This is a genomic window from Clostridium aquiflavi (assembly GCF_031344075.1).
In the GTDB taxonomy this organism is placed as follows: Bacteria; Bacillota; Clostridia; order Clostridiales; family Clostridiaceae; genus Clostridium; species Clostridium aquiflavi.
Genome location: NZ_JAVJAN010000006.1, coordinates 56,528 through 76,827, shown reverse-complemented (window position 1 = coordinate 76,827; position 20,300 = coordinate 56,528). Strand labels below are relative to the sequence as shown.

The 20,300-nt window shown below is 27.6% G+C and carries 17 protein-coding genes and 1 other annotated feature; of the genes, 4 read left to right on the top strand and 13 right to left on the bottom strand.

The genetic code is table 11. From position 1 onward, the window contains the following. Nucleotides 1–82 precede the first annotated feature (82 nt). The 4 genes from RGC78_RS03235 to RGC78_RS03220 all read right to left on the bottom strand — a co-directional run bounded on the left by RGC78_RS03235 (nucleotide 83) and on the right by RGC78_RS03220 (nucleotide 3,296). Nucleotides 83–1,693 carry an ABC1 kinase family protein gene (locus tag RGC78_RS03235; RefSeq protein WP_252215700.1) on the bottom strand — a complete coding sequence of 537 codons (1,611 nt, stop codon included), beginning with the start codon at nucleotides 1,691–1,693 and terminating at the stop codon, nucleotides 83–85. A 48-nt stretch (nucleotides 1,694–1,741) separates the two neighbouring features. Beyond that, nucleotides 1,742–2,083: a phasin family protein gene (locus RGC78_RS03230; protein WP_252224217.1), complete on the bottom strand. Its 342-nt coding sequence runs from the start codon at nucleotides 2,081–2,083 to the stop codon at nucleotides 1,742–1,744. Nucleotides 2,084–2,177: 94 nt separating this feature from the next. Then, complete coding sequence (locus RGC78_RS03225; RefSeq protein WP_252215703.1) at nucleotides 2,178–2,705, bottom strand: nucleoside recognition domain-containing protein; 528 nt, start codon at nucleotides 2,703–2,705, stop codon at nucleotides 2,178–2,180. 15 nt (nucleotides 2,706–2,720) lie between these two features. Continuing rightward, a complete protein-coding gene (locus RGC78_RS03220; RefSeq protein ID WP_252215705.1) occupies nucleotides 2,721–3,296 on the bottom strand; it encodes a nucleoside recognition domain-containing protein in 576 nt (191 codons plus the stop codon). A gap of 109 nt (nucleotides 3,297–3,405) precedes the next feature. On the opposite strand from RGC78_RS03220, the gene RGC78_RS03215 reads away from it, so the two are divergent. Then, a complete protein-coding gene (locus RGC78_RS03215; protein ID WP_252215706.1) occupies nucleotides 3,406–3,591 on the top strand; it encodes a hypothetical protein in 186 nt (61 codons plus the stop codon). Between the two features lie 54 nt (nucleotides 3,592–3,645). Here the strand turns inward: RGC78_RS03215 and RGC78_RS03210 are convergent, their stop codons facing one another. The 6 genes from RGC78_RS03210 to RGC78_RS03185 form a co-directional block, all read right to left on the bottom strand. After that, complete coding sequence (locus tag RGC78_RS03210; protein WP_252215708.1) at nucleotides 3,646–5,025, bottom strand: MATE family efflux transporter; 1,380 nt, start codon at nucleotides 5,023–5,025, stop codon at nucleotides 3,646–3,648. Between the two features lie 124 nt (nucleotides 5,026–5,149). After that, nucleotides 5,150–5,575: a viral A-type inclusion protein gene (locus RGC78_RS03205; protein ID WP_309556032.1), complete on the bottom strand. Its 426-nt coding sequence runs from the start codon at nucleotides 5,573–5,575 to the stop codon at nucleotides 5,150–5,152. Between the two features lie 120 nt (nucleotides 5,576–5,695). Further along, entirely contained in the window at nucleotides 5,696–6,694 is a 999-nt protein-coding gene (locus RGC78_RS03200; protein ID WP_252215713.1) for a LacI family DNA-binding transcriptional regulator, read from the bottom strand. A 106-nt stretch (nucleotides 6,695–6,800) separates the two neighbouring features. Further along, a complete protein-coding gene (gene ileS / locus RGC78_RS03195) occupies nucleotides 6,801–9,911 on the bottom strand; it encodes an isoleucine--tRNA ligase (protein ID WP_252215715.1) in 3,111 nt (1,036 codons plus the stop codon). Between the two features lie 73 nt (nucleotides 9,912–9,984). Beyond that, nucleotides 9,985–10,222: a binding site (T-box leader), on the bottom strand. Between the two features lie 278 nt (nucleotides 10,223–10,500). Next, the gene (locus RGC78_RS03190) at nucleotides 10,501–11,676 is read right to left on the bottom strand and encodes a YibE/F family protein (RefSeq protein ID WP_252215719.1); all 1,176 of its coding nucleotides are present in this window, start codon (nucleotides 11,674–11,676) and stop codon (nucleotides 10,501–10,503) included. 158 nt (nucleotides 11,677–11,834) lie between these two features. Further along, nucleotides 11,835–13,895, bottom strand: coding sequence for a 5'-nucleotidase C-terminal domain-containing protein (locus RGC78_RS03185; RefSeq protein ID WP_252215722.1), 2,061 nt, complete (start codon nucleotides 13,893–13,895; stop codon nucleotides 11,835–11,837). Nucleotides 13,896–14,386: 491 nt separating this feature from the next. On the opposite strand from RGC78_RS03185, the gene RGC78_RS03180 reads away from it, so the two are divergent. Together RGC78_RS03180 and RGC78_RS03175 are read left to right on the top strand one after the other, a co-directional pair. Further along, nucleotides 14,387–14,596, top strand: coding sequence for a (2Fe-2S)-binding protein (locus tag RGC78_RS03180; RefSeq protein ID WP_012451448.1), 210 nt, complete (start codon nucleotides 14,387–14,389; stop codon nucleotides 14,594–14,596). Between the two features lie 290 nt (nucleotides 14,597–14,886). Beyond that, a complete protein-coding gene (locus RGC78_RS03175) occupies nucleotides 14,887–16,077 on the top strand; it encodes a class I SAM-dependent rRNA methyltransferase (protein ID WP_012450657.1) in 1,191 nt (396 codons plus the stop codon). Nucleotides 16,078–16,101: 24 nt separating this feature from the next. On the opposite strand, the gene RGC78_RS03170 is transcribed toward RGC78_RS03175, so the two are convergent. From RGC78_RS03170 to RGC78_RS03160, 3 genes are all read right to left on the bottom strand, one after another. After that, nucleotides 16,102–16,818, bottom strand: a complete 717-nt coding sequence (locus tag RGC78_RS03170) for a 2-phosphosulfolactate phosphatase family protein (protein WP_252224202.1) — start codon at nucleotides 16,816–16,818, stop codon at nucleotides 16,102–16,104. Beyond that, the gene (gene mnmL, locus RGC78_RS03165; RefSeq protein ID WP_309556029.1) at nucleotides 16,819–17,757 is read right to left on the bottom strand and encodes a tRNA modification radical SAM protein MnmL/YtqA; all 939 of its coding nucleotides are present in this window, start codon (nucleotides 17,755–17,757) and stop codon (nucleotides 16,819–16,821) included. A 120-nt stretch (nucleotides 17,758–17,877) separates the two neighbouring features. Then, on the bottom strand, nucleotides 17,878–18,948 hold the full coding sequence (locus RGC78_RS03160) for a hypothetical protein (RefSeq protein ID WP_252215728.1): 1,071 nt from the start codon (nucleotides 18,946–18,948) through the stop codon (nucleotides 17,878–17,880). 134 nt (nucleotides 18,949–19,082) lie between these two features. On the opposite strand from RGC78_RS03160, the gene RGC78_RS03155 reads away from it, so the two are divergent. Further along, nucleotides 19,083–20,141, top strand: coding sequence for a YkvI family membrane protein (locus RGC78_RS03155; RefSeq protein ID WP_252215730.1), 1,059 nt, complete (start codon nucleotides 19,083–19,085; stop codon nucleotides 20,139–20,141). The last annotated feature ends 159 nt before the right edge of the window (nucleotides 20,142–20,300 follow it).

Here is a 20,300-nt window from a genome sequence, read left to right as displayed (position 1 = left end):
TATAAAATAAAAATAAGATACCAACTATTCTTGATATCTTATTAATTATATCACAATTTAAATATATTCTTTATTATAAATATTATTGTTTCATATTAAAACGCCAATATTTTATCATATTTATTAAAAGTATTAATGCAAAAATAGTTGAAATGCTATAGCCAACAACACCAATTAATGATACTCCATTATACTTAGGTCCTACATTTTTAGTTATTACTAGAGATGAACCTATAATTAATGACGCTATCAATAATCCTGTTATCATCCTATTTACCATTTTATTTAGCTCCTGAAATATATAATTTTTATCTTGTACTATGAGTTGTAATTTAGCTTCTCCTAAAGACATTTTAGTTAATAACTCTGATACTTTAGAGGGTATCCTAATACCATCCCTTCCAAATGAATATAGTGATACTATTAGTTCTTCACTTGTAAGAATGTCAAATATTATATCCTTGTTTTTTGCTTTTATAAAAGATATTATAACATCTATAATTTCTAGCTCAGGATCTATTTCAGCTATAACCCCTTCTAATATTACTACTCCTCTTATTAGTGATACTAATTCTCTTGGCAACTGTAAATTGCTTTCCTTTGTTAAATAAAATATCTCCTGTAATAATACAGATATTTTTATATTCTTTATTGATGTAGTTAGATATGTATCAAACATATATGATACTCCATCATATAAATGCATTTTATTTACTTTTCCCTTTTTTATTGAAACCGCTAATATATATTCTATAAGTTTTTCCTTATCTCTAGTTGCTATAGCTAACATCATTGAATTTAAAGTTTTCTTCGTACTATCATTCAATTGCCCTACAATGCCAAAGTCAATAAAACAAATTTTACCGCAATTTATTAATAAATTTCCCGGATGAGGGTCTCCATGAAAAAAGCCATCTTTAAATACTTGCTTACAATAAGATAATGCTAATTTTTTTGCAATATCTTTATTATCATATCCTTCATCTTTAATTCTTTGTAAATCATTTATTTTAAATCCCTCTATTTTTTCTAATACTAGTACTTTGCTGCTTAATAATTCCTTTACTATATAAGGTGCATAAATAGGTACAATATTTTTATTGTTAAGCCTAAATTTTTCAATATTTTTTCCTTCTAAAATAAAATTTAATTCTTCTTCTGCAGTCATTTTCAATTCTCTCAAAGCCTCTATAGGATCAATGGGTAAAGTAATTTTTGTTTTAGTAAATTTAAATATTCTCATTAAGATAGCTATATCCAAATGTATTTTTTCATAGATGTCTGGTCTTTGTATTTTTATAACTACCTTTCTTCCATCTTTTAATACACCATCATAAACTTGAGCTATAGATGCAGATGCTATTGGAATCACATTAATATTTTCAAAATATTCTTCTAAGGAGATATTTAATGAGCTTTCTAGAACAGATTTCATTACCTCAAAATCTTCTTGTGGAGCAGAATCTTGTAATTTTACTAATTCATCTATATACTCCTTAGGAAGTATATCTGGTCTTGTACTCATTATTTGACCTAGTTTAATGAATGTTGGTCCAAGTTCCTCAAATGCATTTCTTAAATTCGTAGGAGATTTCTTATATTCAACTTGTTTGCTGTCAAATATATATCCAAAACCATAACTTGCAAAAACCTTTATTATTTTTTTAAATCTCTCTGAAGATTGATTAGCCACAGATTCTCTCCTCCTTAGAAGAATAATTTCTTATTTAAAATAGAACCTTTATTTATCTTTTAATTTTTCTTCTATATTGCTGATTCTATCTTTTAGTTCATTAAATTCTTCTTTCGTAATAAAATCAAATTCTTGAAGTATGTCATAAATATCATCTTTAGTTAATGGTTTAATTTCATTAATTTTTTCATTAGCCTTAGATTTTACATTATCTTTTTTTTCTTTTATCTCCCTTTTTAATTCTTCTGAAAGTTCTTTGCCTTCTTCTATTGTTACTTTGCCTTTTTCAACTAATGTATTTATAACTTCATTAGCTTTTTCATAAGTCATAGTTGTTGCTCCAACCATAGCGACAAACAAATTTCTTGCTTCTTTAATCAACAAAATCATCTCCTAAAATATATGTTTAATATATACTATTAAATTAAGTTATGAATGGGAATTAATATTAATTAAATCTTATTATATGTTTAATTTATAAATTTTATTTAATTAGGAATAAATTAACCATTAAAACTGCCATTATTATAGCTGTTAAATCAGCAAAAATAGCTGCCCATAATGTATGTCTTATTTTCTTTACTTTTACAGCGCCAAAGTAAACTGTAATGGTATAAAAAATAGTTTCTGTTGTGCCCATTACAACTGAAGAAATTAATCCTATTTTAGTGTCAGCTCCAAAACTTTTTATGATATCTGTAAACACTCCTATAGCTCCACTGCCTGAAAGTGGCTTTATAATTATTAATGGTATTATTTCTTTAGGTAATCCTATTAAATTTCCTATTGGTGCAATTAAATTATTTAAAACATCTAATAAATTAGATTCTTTAAAAATTTGCACTGCTATAATCATAGCTAATAAAGCTGGAAATATTCTTAGGCATACATTTAAGCCTTCTTTAGCACCCTCTATAAACCATTCATAAACCTTACGCCCCTCTATCATCCCATAACTTATAATTAATAAAAAAATTATAGGAATTATACTTTTACTCAAATAATTAAGCATATATCATCAGCTCCCTTAAAAATATTTCTGTAATATCTTTGCACATATTATTCCTACTGTCGCTGCTGTAGCTGTAGATATTAAAGCAGGAATTATAATAACTCCCGGATTAACAGAATTGCAAGCTGCTCTTATAGATATAATTGTTGAAGGTATTATTTGAATACATGCTGCATTTAAAACTAAAAAAAGCACCATGTCATTAGATGCCCTCTCCTTCTTACCATTTAACCTATCCATTTCTTCCATAGCTTTAATTCCAAAAGGTGTTGCTGCATTAGAAAGTCCCATCATATTTGCTGTAAGATTCATAACTATAGCACCTAAAGCTTTTTCATCCTTGGCTGCATCTTTAAAAATAAGTTTTAAAAAGGGCTTCAATACTCTGGATATTTTTTCTGTCAAACCACTTTTTTCTGCCACCTTCATAACGCCACACCAAAAACACATTATTCCAGTAAGCTCAATTATAAAAGTGACTGTTGACCCTGATGCATTAACTATTGATTTAGAAATTATATCTCCATTACCACTTATTAAGCCAACTAAAATTCCAAAAAAAATCATAGCAAACCAAATATAATTAATCATATTCTCCTCCAAAATGTAATTATTCTTTACATATATATGCCTTGCACTTATTTTTTAGTAGTGATAGGATATATGTATTCAATATAAATTGACTTAAAGGAGAAACTTTATGAAGGAAGAAAACTTAAAAATAGCACAACAAGATATAGAAAATGCACTAAAGACTGTACAAGATATGGAAAAATCTCTTAGTGAAAATGCTGATTCAAAAGAACAAATAAAAGAAAAGTTTATATTGTTGTCTGAAACAGTTCAAAATTTAGAAAACCTTTTAAAAAACGAAGGAATATTATAAAAATAAAATCCCACATCTTAATTTTTTAAGATGTGGGATTATTTTATATAAAACTTAAGCTTCTAATACTTGAGTACTGCTCTTCTTAATTGAATCTTTTTTTAAATTATTATTATATCTTAAGAATACTATTAATGTTATTAATGATGAAATCAAATCAGAAGCTGCTCCAGCAACCCATACTCCTGTTAATCCAATGAATTTTGGAATTATTATTAAAAATGGTATTAAGATTATAACTTGTCTTAATAAACTTAAAAACATTGAAACTTTGACTTTACCTATTGATTGGAAATAATTTGTTGTTACTATTTGAGCTCCTATTAATGGTAGCATAACCAAGAAGATTCTCATTCCTGATGTACCAATTCTTAAAAGCTCTGGATCTCTATTAAATATTGAAATTAATAATTCAGGTATTGTTTCTACAACTATAAATCCTATTGTTACTATTACAGTAGCTACTATTGCTGTATATTTTAATGTCTTTTTAGTTCTATCATATTTTTTAGCTCCAAAATTATAACCTACAATTGGTTGCATACCTTGATTCAATCCAAAAATAGGCATTAAAAATATCATAACTAAACTATTTATTATTGTCATAGCTCCAATTGCAGCATCTCCTCCATACATTTGAAGAGAATTATTTGAAATTACTTGTACTGCACATTGAGCAACTTGCATACTAAATGGACTCATACCAATTAAAAATATGCTAACAACAACTTTTTTATTTAATTTTAGATATTTTCTTCTTATTTTAAGTATACCCTTACCTTTAGTAAAGTAGTATAAAATCCATATAGCTGATACTATTTGAGAAATTACAGTGGCAATTGCTCCGCCTGCTACTCCAAGATCTAGTACAAATATAAATATTGGATCTAATATTATATTTATAATTGCTCCTATTAGCATTGAAAGCATGGCAACTTTAGGACTTCCATCACTTCTTATAGAGTGATTTAAACCAAAACCAATCATATTAAATATAGTTCCAATAAATATTATTCTAATATAATCAACTGCATAACCTATAGTGTTTACACTTGCTCCAAACATAATTAAAAGTGGACGCATAAAAATTAATCCTACTACAGTTAATAATATACTTATTATTATTATTAATGTAAATGCATTTCCTAAATGATGTTCTGCACTTTCTTTATCATGTTCACCTAATTTAATTGATATTCTTGTAGCTGTCCCTATTCCAACTAACATACCAAATGCCATAACAATTGTCATAATAGGCAATGTTATCCCAACTCCAGTTATCGCTAAATTCCCTATTTCAGGAATATTGCCTATATAAATTCTATCAATTATATTATATAAAGTAATTACTAACATTCCAACAATAGCTGGTATTGAAAATTCTAATAATAATTTTCCTATTCCGATTTCTCCTAATCTCTTTTGATCGTTCAATAAAATTCCTCCTCTTTTTGTATAATTCTTATAATTACAATACTAATCATTCTAACATTTAGTAAAAAATTTTACAATTCAATATTTCACGCTAATTACATTGATTTAAACTAAATGTAAACTTTTAAATTAAACCTTTAACTAATTCTTTAAGTTTTTCGTATGTAATATGATTATAAGTTGCTATGTCAATTTGATGCTTATCTTGTACGACTATAGTAGGAACTTCAGTAATATTATATTTATCTATAAGATTTTGTTGTTCTTCGTTAGTTACATAATCTAAGCTTATATGGACTAAGTTAAAATTAATCTCATCTTTCAAATCCTTTAACATTATCTCAGACTCTAAGCTTTCTTCTTTATTTATTAATCCTTTAAAAAATATAACTGTTGGTAATGACTTGTCTATATCATTAAGTGATTTAACATATTCTAATTTATAACTAAATTCTTCTTCTGTGACTTTTGAATTTTTCTTATTAACAAAAAATCCTGCTAACAAAATAACTATTATTATTAAAAAGCACACAAGTACCCTTTTTTTCATTAATTCACGTCCTCCTTAAATATATTTTATCTATAAAAACCGTATTTATTATATAAAAATAAGGTGCAATAAAATAACTTAATACTTTTATTGCATCTTACTTATAATAATACCTTTTATTTAAATTGTACTATCTCTTTCTACTAATTCATGTTCTAAAACATAATGAGCTGTTTCTAGCTCTTTATCATTTAAGATTTTTATTAACATTCTCATTGCAACTGATCCCATATCATATGTTGGTTGAGAAATAGTTGTTATCTTTGGATAGAAAATTGAAGCTGCATAGTTATCATTAAATCCTATAACACTAACATCTTTAGGAATTTCATATCCTTTTTCTCTTAATCTATTTATTGCTCCCATAGCAATTTCATCTGATGCACATACAATTCCATCAAATTTTTTATTTTTACTTATGAATTCATCAATAGCATCATATCCTGTTTTTACTTTTACTGTATCTAAGTATACTAATTCTTGATCTAATTCAATGCCGTCTTCTTTAAGAGCTTTTTCGTATCCTATGTATCTATCTCCCCAAGCATTCATATGATTCTTTTCAGTTCCTATAAAAGCAATATTTCTAAGACCTTTTCCTATTAAATACTTTGTGCTATCATAACTTCCTTTTATATTGTCTATTGTAACACTTGGTAATCTGCTTTCTTTATCTTTAGTTTCAACAAGAACAGTTTTTAAATTTAATTCATTAATCAATTCTAAAATTTCTTCTTGAAGTGAACTACTCATATAAAGCACTCCATCTACCATTTTTTCTTTAAGAACTCTTAAATATTCTTTTTCTTTTTCTATATCTAAATCTGAATTACATAAGATTACATTGTAATCATATATATTAGAAACATCTTCGGCTCCTCTTACTATTTCTGGGTAAAGTTGATTTGATACATCAGGTAATAGTATACCTATAGTTTTTGTTTTTTGTGTTTTTAAACTTCTAGCTATTATATTAGGTCTATATCCTAATAATTTTATTGCATCCAATACTTTCTTTTTAGTATCTTCATTAACCACATCAATATCGTTTAACACTCTAGAAACTGTTGCTATCGAAACTCCCGCTTCTCTTGCAACGTCCTTAATAGAAGCTGCCATAACCATTCCTCCTTTATATTTTAAAGTAATTATATAAACTACTATTTATTGATAAAAGGCTAGAGTCAAAAGTAGTAACTTAGATTCTAGCCTATTAAATGTATTATTACTTAACAACCTCAACTGTCATATCTAAGTTTTCACCATTTATAATAGTTTGTGTATAATCACAAGTTTCATTATAAATAATATCGGAAGTTAAAGTTTCTTTCTTTATTGTTTCTGAGAATTTTTTAATTATATCTAATAATAACTCGTTGTTAGCTACATAAAGTTTTATCTTATCAGCTACTTCAAAGCCTTTATCTTTTCTCATGTTTTGTATTTTAGAAATAACTTCTCTTACATGGCCTTCTTCTCTTAACTCATCAGTAATATGAGTATCAAGAACAACACCAATTTCACCTTCACCAGCAAAAGCATATCCTTCTAAACCTTGCATAGTTACAAGAATACTTTCTGAATTTAACTCAATTTCAGTTCCATCAACGTTTATAACTTCAACGTCTCCGCCCTTAATCTTTTGAGCTAATTCCATTTGGTTTCTAGCAGCTATTTCTTTTCTGATTCCAGGTATTAACTTACCATAAGTTCTACCAAGTACAGGTAAATTTGGCTTAAGTTCAAAGTTAACATGTTCTGAAAGATCTGCACCAAATTGAATTTCTTTAATATTTAACTCATTAGTTATAATATCACCATAATATTCAGGAAGTGATGCTATAGAAACTAAAATTTCTGAAAGTGGCTGTCTGTTCTTAATATTAGCACCATTTCTAGCACTTCTACCAAGCTTAACTATTGTGTAAGCTAAATCCATTTCTTTTTCTAATTCCTTGTTTATAGCACTTTCATCAACTTGTGGCCATCTAGTTAAGTGAATACTTTCTTCTGCTGCATTATCTAAATTAACTACTAAGTTTTGATAAATTTCTTCTGTTACAAATGGTACAAATGGTGCTGCAACCTTTGATAAAGTAACAAGAACTCTATATAAAGTTACATATGCTCCTATTTTGTCATCATTAACAGTTTCTGTCCAGTATCTAGATCTATTTCTCCTTACATACCAGTTAGATAATTCATCAGTAAATTCTTCAATACTTAATGCTGCTGCAGTTATATCATAAGAATTTAACTTCTCATCAACAGTTTTAATTAATGTATTTAACTTAGACATTATCCACTTATCCATTACATTTTCAGACTTAAAGTCAGCATATTCTAATGGATTGAATGAATCTATATCTGCATATAACACATAGAATGAATATACATTCCATAAAGTACTTAAAAACTTTCTTTGAGATTCTCCTACATCATCAGTTGAGAATCTAGTTGGAAGCCATGGAGCACTTGCAGTATAGAAATGCCATCTTGTAGCATCTGCACCTTGAGAAGATAAAACTTCAAAAGGATCTACAACATTACCCTTAGATTTTGACATCTTTAAGCCCTTCTTATCAAGAACATGACCTAAAACAATACAATTTTCAAATGGATTTCTATCAAATACAGCAGTTGAAATTGCTAGTAATGTATAGAACCAACCTCTTGTTTGGTCAACAGCTTCTGATATAAATTGAGCTGGATAGTTTTGTTCAAATAATTCTTTATTTTCAAACGGATAGTGCAATTGAGCAAATGGCATTGATCCTGAATCAAACCAACAGTCAATAACTTCCTTAGTTCTCTTCATTTCCTTACCACAATGAGCACATTTTAAATGTACATTGTCTATATAAGGTTTATGAAGTTCTATATCTTCTGGTACATTAATTCCTTTTTCCTTAAGTTCTGCAATACTTCCTATACATTCTTTGTGTCCGCATTCACATTCCCAAATCGGAAGTGGAGTTCCCCAATATCTATCTCTTGAAATACCCCAGTCAATAACATTTTCTAAGAACTTACCAAATCTACCTGTTCTAATGTTATCAGGGCACCAATTAATCTTGTTATTATTCTCTAAAAGTTTATCTCTTAGAGATGTCATTCTTACAAACCAACTTTCTTTTGGATAGTAAAGAAGTGGTGTGTCACATCTCCAACAATGTGGATATGAGTGAAGATGTCTTGCAGTTTTAAATAACTTATTATTTTCTTCAAGCCATTTGCAAATACTATCATCACACTTCTTAACAAATTTACCTGCCCATGGAGTAACTTCTTCTACGAATTTACCTTCTTTATCAACTAAATTGATAAAAGCTATTCCATTTGCTTTAGCAACTAAACTATCGTCTTCACCATAAGCTGGTGCTATATGAACTATACCAGTACCATCTGTTAATGTTACATAATCGCCATGAATTACTTCAAAAGCTTTTCCTTCAACTTTACCAAAAGGCATTAATTGTTCATATTTAGTTCCAAGAAGTTCTGTTCCTTTGAATTCTCTTATTATTTCGTAATCTTCTCCAAGAACTTTATCAGCTAAATCTTTAGCTAATACATAAACTTCTTCTTCCACTTTTGCTTCTATATATGTGTAAGCTTTATTTATACAAAGAGCTAAATTTGATGGTAATGTCCATGGAGTTGTTGTCCAAGCTAATATAAACTTGTTTTCTTCTCCTACTACTTTGAACTTAGCAATAGCAGTTAAGTCCTTAACATCTTTATATCCTTGAGCAACTTCATGAGATGAAAGAGCTGTTCCACATCTTGGGCAGTAAGGCATTACCTTATGTCCTTCATATAAAAGTTCCTTATCCCACATTTGTTTTAAAGCCCACCATACTGATTCAATATATGGATTGTGGTAAGTTACGTATGGATGCTCCATATCAACCCAATAACCAATTTGTTCAGTCATCTTTTCCCACATGCTAACATATGTAAATACGCTTTCTTTACATTCCTTAACGAATTTCTCTACACCATATTCTTCGATTTGTCCTTTTCCTGAAATACCAAGTTTCTTTTCTATTTCAAGTTCAACTGGAAGACCATGAGTATCCCAACCTGCTTTTCTTATTACTTTATAACCCTTCATAACTTTATATCTTGGGATTATATCTTTCATAACTCTTGTTAATATATGACCAACATGTGGCTTTCCGTTTGCTGTTGGAGGGCCATCATAAAAAGTAAAATATTCACCATCTTGATTTGAGTCAAAACTCTTTTTTATAATGTTTTTTTCATTCCATAGTTTTGCTACATCTTGTTCCATATTTACAAAACTTTTTGAAGAATCAACTTTTTTATACATTTTATTTTCCCCTTTCATAATTAGTACTTTTTCATTATTACTTTTTAAAATTTAATATAAAAAAAACTCCATCCCACAGGACGAAGTTAAAATCGCAAACCACCTAAGGCTAACACTTTATTAATAGTGTTTAGTTCAAGTACTTACATACTCTATCCTTTAACGCAGGCCACGTGACAACTTAATAAACATAAATGCCTTTCAGTTTCCAACTCCTAGGTGATCTTCTCTTAGCTTCCCTATAGCTTTGCACCAACCAGCTATTCTCTAAAAGTTAAGTCTAAGTTACTTTTCCTAATCAAAGTCTTTTCTTTTTATTGTAACATTATATATTAACAATTTTTAAATGTCAATTCATGGTCTTAAAACTATTGTAAATATTTAAATTAATTATTGATATTTTTACAATTTTATACTCTATTTCTTTTAAATTTATTTACAAGAACTAAAAATATTCTATTTAACTTCACTAATCCACATATTAATAGCTAATCACCTTTATTATGTAAATCATTAATTACATATTGAGAATTCTGTTTATGCATATTATTATTATTTACATTATTACTCTCACTATTCACATTTTTTTCTATTTCATAGGTTTAATTTTATTTTGTTTATTATTTCTAAAAACTAAAGTAGCCATTGCAAATACCGTAATTGGCACAGTCCAAACAAGACCAAGACTTCCTGCAAAAGCTGTTATTATTTCTGTAGATATTATTTCCATATTAATAATATTAGTATATGTCATTTTTTGAGCAGCAAGTAAAAATATTAAGCTGAAGGCTCCGCCTGCATAAGCTAGAATTAAAGTATTAGACATAGCCCCTATAATATCTTTACCAATATTCATACCACTTTTTATAAAATCTTTTTTACTTATATTGTTTTTTATTTGTAATACTTCATCCATGGCAGAAGTAATTGAAACACTAACATCCATAACAGCGCCTAAAGAACCAATTATAATTGCTGAAAACATTATATGTTTAAAATTAAGACCTAAACTAGAATTAGAATATGCAATCATTTGTGATTCAGTTTCTGCAAGGCCTGTTATTTTACACATATTTCCTATAATAATCGCCATAATAGTTGCAATTACAATTCCACCAATTGTTCCAATTATTGAGATTATTGTTTTTTTATTTATTCCATTTATAAAAAATAAAGAGGATGCCACCGTTAAAATACAAACTACTAGGGTTGCTATTAGTGGATTAAATCCACTTATTAATATTGGAAGTAAAACTTTTATTATCATGAAACTTGTAAAAATCAAAGTTAATATAGATTTAGCACCCTTCTTACCACAAATTAAAATTACAGAAAACATAAATATTCCTATTAGAAGATATAAGTAATTTTCTCTAACCATCTCATATAAATGTATTGAATTTATTTGACCTTCATTTGAAACAGTATAGTTTATTACTATTTCATCATCTTCACTAACAATTATTCGATGCATATCTATAGATTCTATTGTATTTCTTATTTTATATTTTTCTCCTACATGTTCACCATCAAGTATTGTAATTTCAAATTCTTGCTTAGTTTCTAATACATTTTTGCTTTCATCATCTAATTCATATATATTATCATAAGTTATTTTATCCACTCTTGCTTTTGCAAAGGAATAATTTTTATTAATATTAAGTTCTTGTTTATTAGCTTGTATAGTTGAAAATGTGAATAATCCTAATACCATTATTGCTAATATAATTATGCATGCATATTTGTTTCTATCTATTTTTTTCATAATTACTCCTACTGTAAAAAATATTATGTTTAAAATCAAGTAAAGTCATAGGGAGTAACTTACAGTATCTCTATGACTTTACAATGTTTTTATTTTAGCTCTATCTTAAGTATGTGTTTAAAAATTCTACTGAAATTTTACTTAAAATAAATTCTATTTTATTTGCCTTTTACGTCATCCCAAGTTACAGATTTTGCATTAGAAGATGTTTGTTCTTCTGCAACGCCAGATAAAGTTACGCTTCCATTATTAATACATTTAACTGCTGCTTTTCTTTGTTCTTTATCCCAATTGTTACCTATAATACTCCAGTTATTATCACATCTAGGAGTTATAGTTCCACCTTTAACATCTTTAATATATTCTCCAATTAACTCTCTTATTCTTCCTTCACCTAAACCTGCTGTTTCTTCTGATTTTCCTACAAGTGTTGGAAGTTGTTCACCTTCTTTAAAGATAACACCAGGAGTTAATAATTGAGTTGCTCCTCTATAGTTATTAACTGTTAAATAAAGTTCATCTGAATCATTTATTTTGCTTCCATCCATTCTAGTTAAATTAACTATTCTATTTCCAGCATCTTTTGATATATCTACATTATATTTTACGCCAGCAAACATATCAAAATTATATCCTGGTGTATTTGGATTAAATGAAACTGTTAAATCTCCAGGATTGTACTTATTGTAATAAGAAAAAGACCATTCCATATATTTCTTAAGTTGACTTCCTGTTATCTTAAGGGCATATAATGTATTGTCAAATTTATATATATTAGCAGTATCACACTTCTTTATTGGTCCTTCTAATATATTTTGTCCATCTTTAAATACTGCAGCAGATGAAACATCTATTTTATGATTTGCTACCTTTTCTCCATAATACATTTGAACTTCATTTATTAAACTAAGCATTGGAGTAGGTTGAATTTTAGCTTGATCTATTCCCTTAACTTCATTTGCAGGTGTTAAATTACCACCTTTTAAAGTACCAATAGGTGTATTAGCATCATCAATTGCTCTTTTATTATAACTTTCTAATGACTTTGCGATTTCATTATCAACTTGTACAGCTGTTCCATTCTTAGGTGCCATGTCATAAAGAGCTGTAGTGATATCTTTTGATTTATCTGCAACTACATATTCACCTTTAGAATTTTTAGTTAAGTTAATATTAATTTGACCAAGAGTTTTAGCCCATTTATAAGCTTCAACTATTACTGTTCCATTAGTTTTTGCTTTATTATAATCAGCTATAGTTGCTTCAGTGATAGTTCCGTCTTTTGTTATTGCTTTAACCTTATTATCACTAGGATTTAAAGAGTATATTTTATGATCATAATAATAATCACCAGCTATTTTTACATGGAAATGTGCTGCTACAAAAGCTGTTATTTCTGGACATTGTTCTAATATTTCAATAGCACTTGATCCGTCTGTGCCATATTCTTGAGTTTCTCCAATATGATCAACAGCAATTATTGTATTTACATTTTTCTTTTTAAGTTCTGCAATTGCAGCCTTAGTTTCGTCTACTGGATTAGTAACTTTATAACCCTTTAAATTAGCAGAATCCCATTTAGTAATATTAGGTGTTACCATACCTATTATTCCAACCTTAACTCCACTTCTTTCAACTATTGCATATGGTGCTGCAATTCTTGTTTTACCATCTGTATCATATACATTTCCACCTAGTACAGTACCATTAAATTGTTTCATTATATTTTTTAATGCTGGTATTCCATAATTAAATTCATGATTTCCTAAAGTAAAAGTATCATAGCCTATTTTATTCATTGCAGCTATCATTGGATTACTTGACTCATTTATAAATAATGATTCTGAGTTATCTTGGATAATGTCTCCTGCATCAACAACAATTGTGTTATTAGGATTTTTAGCTTTTAATTCATTAACTGCTGTTGATATTTGTGCAAGGCTTCCTGAGTTGTCCGCAACATTTACAGCATAATCATACGGTAAGAATCTACCATGAGTATCTGTAGTTGTTAAAATTTGCAAGTTAACGTTACCATCTTTGGCTAAAAGAGCTTCTTTACTAGAACTAGTTGTCTTGTTTTCAGTTAAGTCAACTACTTCATTATTAGTATCAGTTTTAGTATCTGCTTTTACTGTCATTGGTGTAAATAAAGTAAATACCATCATTGACGCTACTATTGACGATAAGAATTTTTTGTTTTTAAAACGTCTAAACATTAAATTTTTGCCTCCTAAATTTTTAATTTTTTTGATATGTTTGATTAATTTTATATATATAGAAAATTATAACATATAGGTTTTTATAAAAAAAGACATGCTACTGTAATCATTATCATTAATTATGATAAATTTTATAGTTTTATATAAACTATTCATATCTTTTAATATTTTATAGCTTATTTACTTAATAAACATATAATTTAAATTGCAAAAAATTAAATAAAAAGAGATGCATTAACATCCCTTTAACTAATTAGATCCATATTTATAATAGTTTTACAACTAAAATTTATATACTATTTTATTTTAATTATACAGTAGTTTTCTTAATACTTACTTAACTAGATATTTTTATAAATCATAGTAAAATATCTACTTAGTATTTATTAATGTAATGGATAATTATTATTATTTAACATTGACTCATTTTAATTAAGATGTTTTAATTTAATAAATAAGAATTTAAAGCATATAAGGAGAAAATATATATGGATAACAATTTAAATAAAGATATTTTAGATAAAATAACAAAGACTTGCACTTGTAAAAGTATAACTAGAGCAAAAATTAAAGAAGCTATAGTAAATGGTGCATCAACTTACGAAGAAGTTCAAAAAGCAACCGGTGCAGGATCAGGATGTTGCAAAGGAAGAAAGTGTTCAGAAAAAATAAATGATTTAATAAAGGAACTAAACTAATTTACTATGTTTAAATATCTGTTGATATATGCAATAGGTAAAATGGCATTGTAATTGGATTTTGAGAATTCTTAATGAGTATTGTCATATTTATTGCTTGTCACAATTTTACATTGGGAACAAGCTGAAATAGGACTATACTCATTTTAGTATTCCTAAGTTCAATTACTTAGTCCACTTTACTTATGCATATATCAACACTATACTAAAGCATCTTAAAATAATTAAATACTAATTAGACTATTATGTTATAATCATATAATAATTATTTTGGAAGGGGTCTTTTTAATATGGCAAGTAAATTTTATTTACATAAGGGACGTAGCGGTAAAGCTGAACAAGGTCGTCCTTGGGTTTATACTGATGAAATAAATGAATATGATGGCGAATATGAAAATGGTGATATCGTAGAGGTATACAATCATAAAGGTTACTTTATCGGTAAAGGTTACATAAATGATAAAAGTAAAATAACTATCAGAATAATGTCAAGAGATATAAATGAAAATATAGATGAGGAATTCTTCAAAAGCAGATTTAAAACAGCTTTTGAATATAGAAGAAGTATAATTGATGATTCATCTTGTAGAATGATATTTGGAGAAGCTGATTTTCTTCCTGGATTAACTGTTGATAAATTTGAAGATTATTATGTAATTCAAATTTCTACACTTGGAATGGATCAATATAAAGATTTAATTGTTAAAGTATTAGTTAATGAATATAATGCTAAAGGTGTCTATGAAAGAAGTGACATAGCAACTAGAGAAATAGAAGGTTTAGAACAAACTAGGGGATTTTTAACTGAACCTTTTGACACTAATGTTGAAATTGTTGAAAATGGAGTTAAGTACATAGTTGATCTAGCAAATGGTCAAAAAACTGGATTCTTCTTAGATCAAAAAGAAAATAGAGCTGCTATTCATAGAATATGTAAAGATAAAGACGTATTAGATTGCTTTACTCATACTGGTTCTTTTGCTTTAAATGCTGGTATTGCTGGTGCAAAATCAGTTCTTGGAATAGATGTTTCTCAGCATGCCATAGACTGTGCTAATAAAAATGCTGAATTAAACAATCTTCAAGATACAGTTAAATTTGAATGTCATAATGCTTTCGATGTTCTTCCTGCATGGTCAAGAGAAGAAAAGAAATTTGACGTTGTAATACTTGATCCTCCTGCATTTACAAAGTCTAGAAATACTATTAATGCAGCAAAAAGAGGATATAAGGAAATTAACTTAAGAGGTTTAAAATTAGTTAAACATGGTGGTTATTTTATAACTTGCTCTTGTTCTCATTACATGAATGAAGAACTTTTAAAGAAAACTATTGTAGAAGCTTGCCAAGATGCTAATAAACTTATAAGACAAGTAGAATTTAGAACTCAATCTTGTGATCATCCAATACTTTGGAATTCAGATGAAAGTTACTATTTAAAATTCTTCATATTCCAAGTATTTGATAAAACAAAATTATAAAAAAAGTGGCTTATGCCACTTTTTTTATAGTTTAATTATCTTATCTCCATCATAAATCGGAACCACATCTATTATGCTTTTCTTTATACAATATTCTATATCATTATCTAATTTTAAAGATCTCATAACTGAATAATGTCTAGCTTCTTTAACGTAATTTATAATGTCTTTGTTGCTTTCATAAATCATATTTGAAGTCTTAGCTATATCTGTAAGTTCTATATTGCTTTTTTCTTTTAACATAGTATTAATTATATATCCTCCACAAATATAATCATCCATAGAAAATTCTCCATTAGTTCCTGCATTAACTATGACAATATCATCATTAAGTTCTAATAATTTTTTAGCTACAGCTTCTGCATTTATCATTGCTGCTATAATAATCTTTTTGCCTAGTAAACATTTAGTTAATGCTCTAGTTCCATTGGTAGTGGTCATTAAAACTGTTTTATTTTTAACTACTTCTTCTGTATATTCTAATGGTGAATTACTTAAATCAAAGCCTTCTATTTTAACGGCTCTTCTTTCTCCACCTAATATAACTTCACTCTTATCATATTTCTTGGCTTCTTCAAGTGTTTCTTCTACAGTTAAATATGGTATGACTTTTTGGCATCCATTATTAATTGCAGTTGTTATAACTGAAGTTGCTCTAAACATATCTATTACAACAACAACCTTATCTTTTACAATATCATCAGTTATGTAATCTGCTGAAATTACAACATCTACTTTCATTTAAATATCCCCCATATGAAAATTCTTGCCCTGATATATATCATTATCTTCTAATGTTTTATCTATTGCATTTAATACTTCCCACTTTTTTAAACTCCACATAGGACCTATAAGTAAATCCCTAGGCGCATCACCAGTTAATCTGTGTACCACCATTTCTTTAGGTAACATAGAAACTGCCCTGAAAATTAATTTTATATAATCTTCTTGTGATAAGAATTGCAACTCACCATTTTCATATAACTCAACCATTTTAGTATCTTTCATTAAATGCAATAAATGAAGCTTAATTCCCTGAGCTCCAGAATGAGCAATATAATCTATAGTTTTTAACATATCATCTTGACTTTCACCAGGCAATCCTAATATAGAATGTACAACAACATCTATATTTCTTTCCTTAAGTCTAGCCATTGCATCATCAAATACTTTTAAATCATATCCTCTATTTATTTTCTTAGCTACATCATCATTTATAGTTTGTAGACCAAGTTCAACCCATACATATAATTTCTTACTTAGTTCTTCTATTAAATCTAATACTTCATCGTCTAAGCAATCTGGTCTAGTTGCTATTGATAATGCTACAACACCTTCTTGATTTATAGCTTCTTCATACTTTTTCCTTAGCTCATCTACTGGAGCATATGTATTTGTGTATGCTTGAAAGTATGCTATATACTTACCACTTTTCCATTTGTTAGCCATCATAGTTTTTACATTATTAAATTGATTAGTAATAGAAAAATTCCTACTTCCTGCATAATCTCCAGAGCCTCTGGCACTACAGAATACGCATCCACCTTTGCTTACTTTTCCGTCTCTATTAGGACATGAAAAGCCACCATCTAAAGATATTTTAAATACCTTTTCTCCAAATTTTTCTCTCAAAAAATAATTTAAACTATGATATCTCTTTCCATTCCAAGAATTATTCATTTTGCCTCCTAAATTTCATCTATACACATTTATAAGATATTTTTTAATGTATTTGTATTATAGTATAATGACGTGGTGGCATTATACTATAATATCAAATTATTCCTTAAAAAATATACTCTATTTTTTATCTATTGTAGACTTATTTATATTTATTACATACATTCCTGTTAAGTCTTCTTTTTTTTCAGAAACTCCTTCTAATAATGTGACTCTAACAGTAATCTCTTCTTCATTAACAAACATAACCCTTACATTATATTTGTCTGTTGGAAATTTACTTTTTATATCTAATGATGATTCTTTTCCACTTTCTACATTAAATATTTTTAGTCCTGTTCCCTCATTAGAATTCTTATAAGACACTACCAAATTATCTTCGGCTGCACTAAATACTATTCTTTCTATTTGACAATCATTTAATATCCCAAAGTTCATAACTTTATCAGTTTGAACTTTTTCTATTGCATTACTTTTATTATCAGATTTATTTTTAGTATCGTCTTGATTACTTCCTATTGTAGTAACTGACTTATCATCTTTTATGTATAATATTCCAATAAAACTATCTTTTCCATTAGTTGTTGAGTATGCTACCTTATTGCTAGAATAACTTAAACCACAACTAGAAAACTTATCACTTGGAATATCTACTCTTTCTAATGGATTATCTCCTTTATTATATACCTGTTTAGGAATATCTGAAAGTTTTAAAATAAGCTTACTTTCTCCTGCTCCTGAAGTTTGCAATCTTAGTTCACTTTCTCTTTCATACACTTCTGATTCTTCACTAGCGCTTAAATTATTTATTTTGTATTCATCATTTTCTTTTATAACGTCTATGTTGTATTTATCTAAATTATTATTAGGAGAATAGTCTTCGCCTCTAAGCACATCAAATATTATAGACATCTTATCTCCACCATCTACGCTCTTATTTGTTTTAAATACTTGTATTTTAGAATTTCCTAAATCATTTATCTTTGAAGCTGAAGCAAAATCTTTAGTACAAAATTTTTTTGCTTCCTCAAAATTTTCATTTTGTATCTCCATTAAGTATTTTTGAGCAGTTTCAATAGCTTTCTTGCTATCATATAAATCTATCTTTTCATTATTTGAAGTTTGATTGCTGCATCCTATGGATATAAAAATCATCATCATAGACATTATTATTAAAATTATCTTTTTCAAAATTAAATACCTCCTTTATTTAGCTCTTTATTTATTTTTCCTAAGAAATGTAGTGTTATACGAGTAATTTAAGAATAAAAGATAAGTTTACATTATATACTTATTAGTGAAAATATTGTTAAGGAGAATTTGAATTGAAGAAGAGTTTTGTTAATATATTTCAAGTTGCAGTAGTTTTCATAGGTACTATTGTTGGAGCTGGATTAGCTTCAGGAAAAGAAATCACTGAATTTTTTACATCTTTTGGACTAAAAAGTTTTTTTGGCATTATAGTCTGTGGAATATTTTATATTGTAATTGGATGTATAATTGCCAAAATAAGCATTCATTATGAGTTAAATTCTTATAGTGATTTGATTAATGTAATAAGCCCTAATTATTTGGGCAAATTTACAGGTTTTATAACTACTTTATATCTTATTTCAAGTGCCTCTATAATTTTAGCTGGTAGTGGTGCTCTTATAAATCAATTTTTTGGAATTCCTAAATTAGTTGGATCAATAATAATGATTTGTATAGCTGTATTTTTCTTATTAAGAGATACTGATGGATTAATTGCAGTAAATTCATTTATTGTTCCATCTTTAATTTGCACAATAACATTGATTACTATTTTATACTTTGTATTTTCTAGAGATGTCGTCTCTTTAGAGAGCATGAGACAATTTAGACCTGTTAAGAGCGGACTTGCTGTATCAACTATATTATATGCTGGTTATAATACACTTTGTTGTACTGGTGTACTAGTTCCTCTCAGCAATCAAATGAAAAAACCTAAAACTATGTTTATAGGAATTACTCTTGGAGCTATTGGATTAACTTTGCTTTGTTTAGCAATAAATCTTATGTTAACAGTAAATCAACCTTATATATACAAATTTGAAATTCCATTACTTCTTGTTGCAAATAGATTTGGTTGCATAATACAGGCTATATTATTAGTAATTATTTGGCTTGAAATGTTCTCTACTGAAGTTTCAGATGTTTATTCAATAAGTAAAACATTAGAACAAACATTCAGTATAGACTTTAAAAAAGGCATTTTTATAATTTTAGCAATAGCCCTACCAATATCTCAAATTGGATTTAGTAATTTAATAACAAAGTTATATCCGGCTTTTGGAGTATTGAGTTTAGTATTCATACTACAAAGTGTTATATTTTATTTTAAACATAGAAAAGAATTAAAGTAATGTTAATATGTATATAAGTAAAATGGACAGAGTAATTAAACTTAAGGATGCTAATTGCAATGCCACTTTACCCTATTGCATATATCAACATTCATTTAAACATAATTATTAAATAAAATCTCATGATATAATAAACAGTATTAGAATTGTGTTTATATT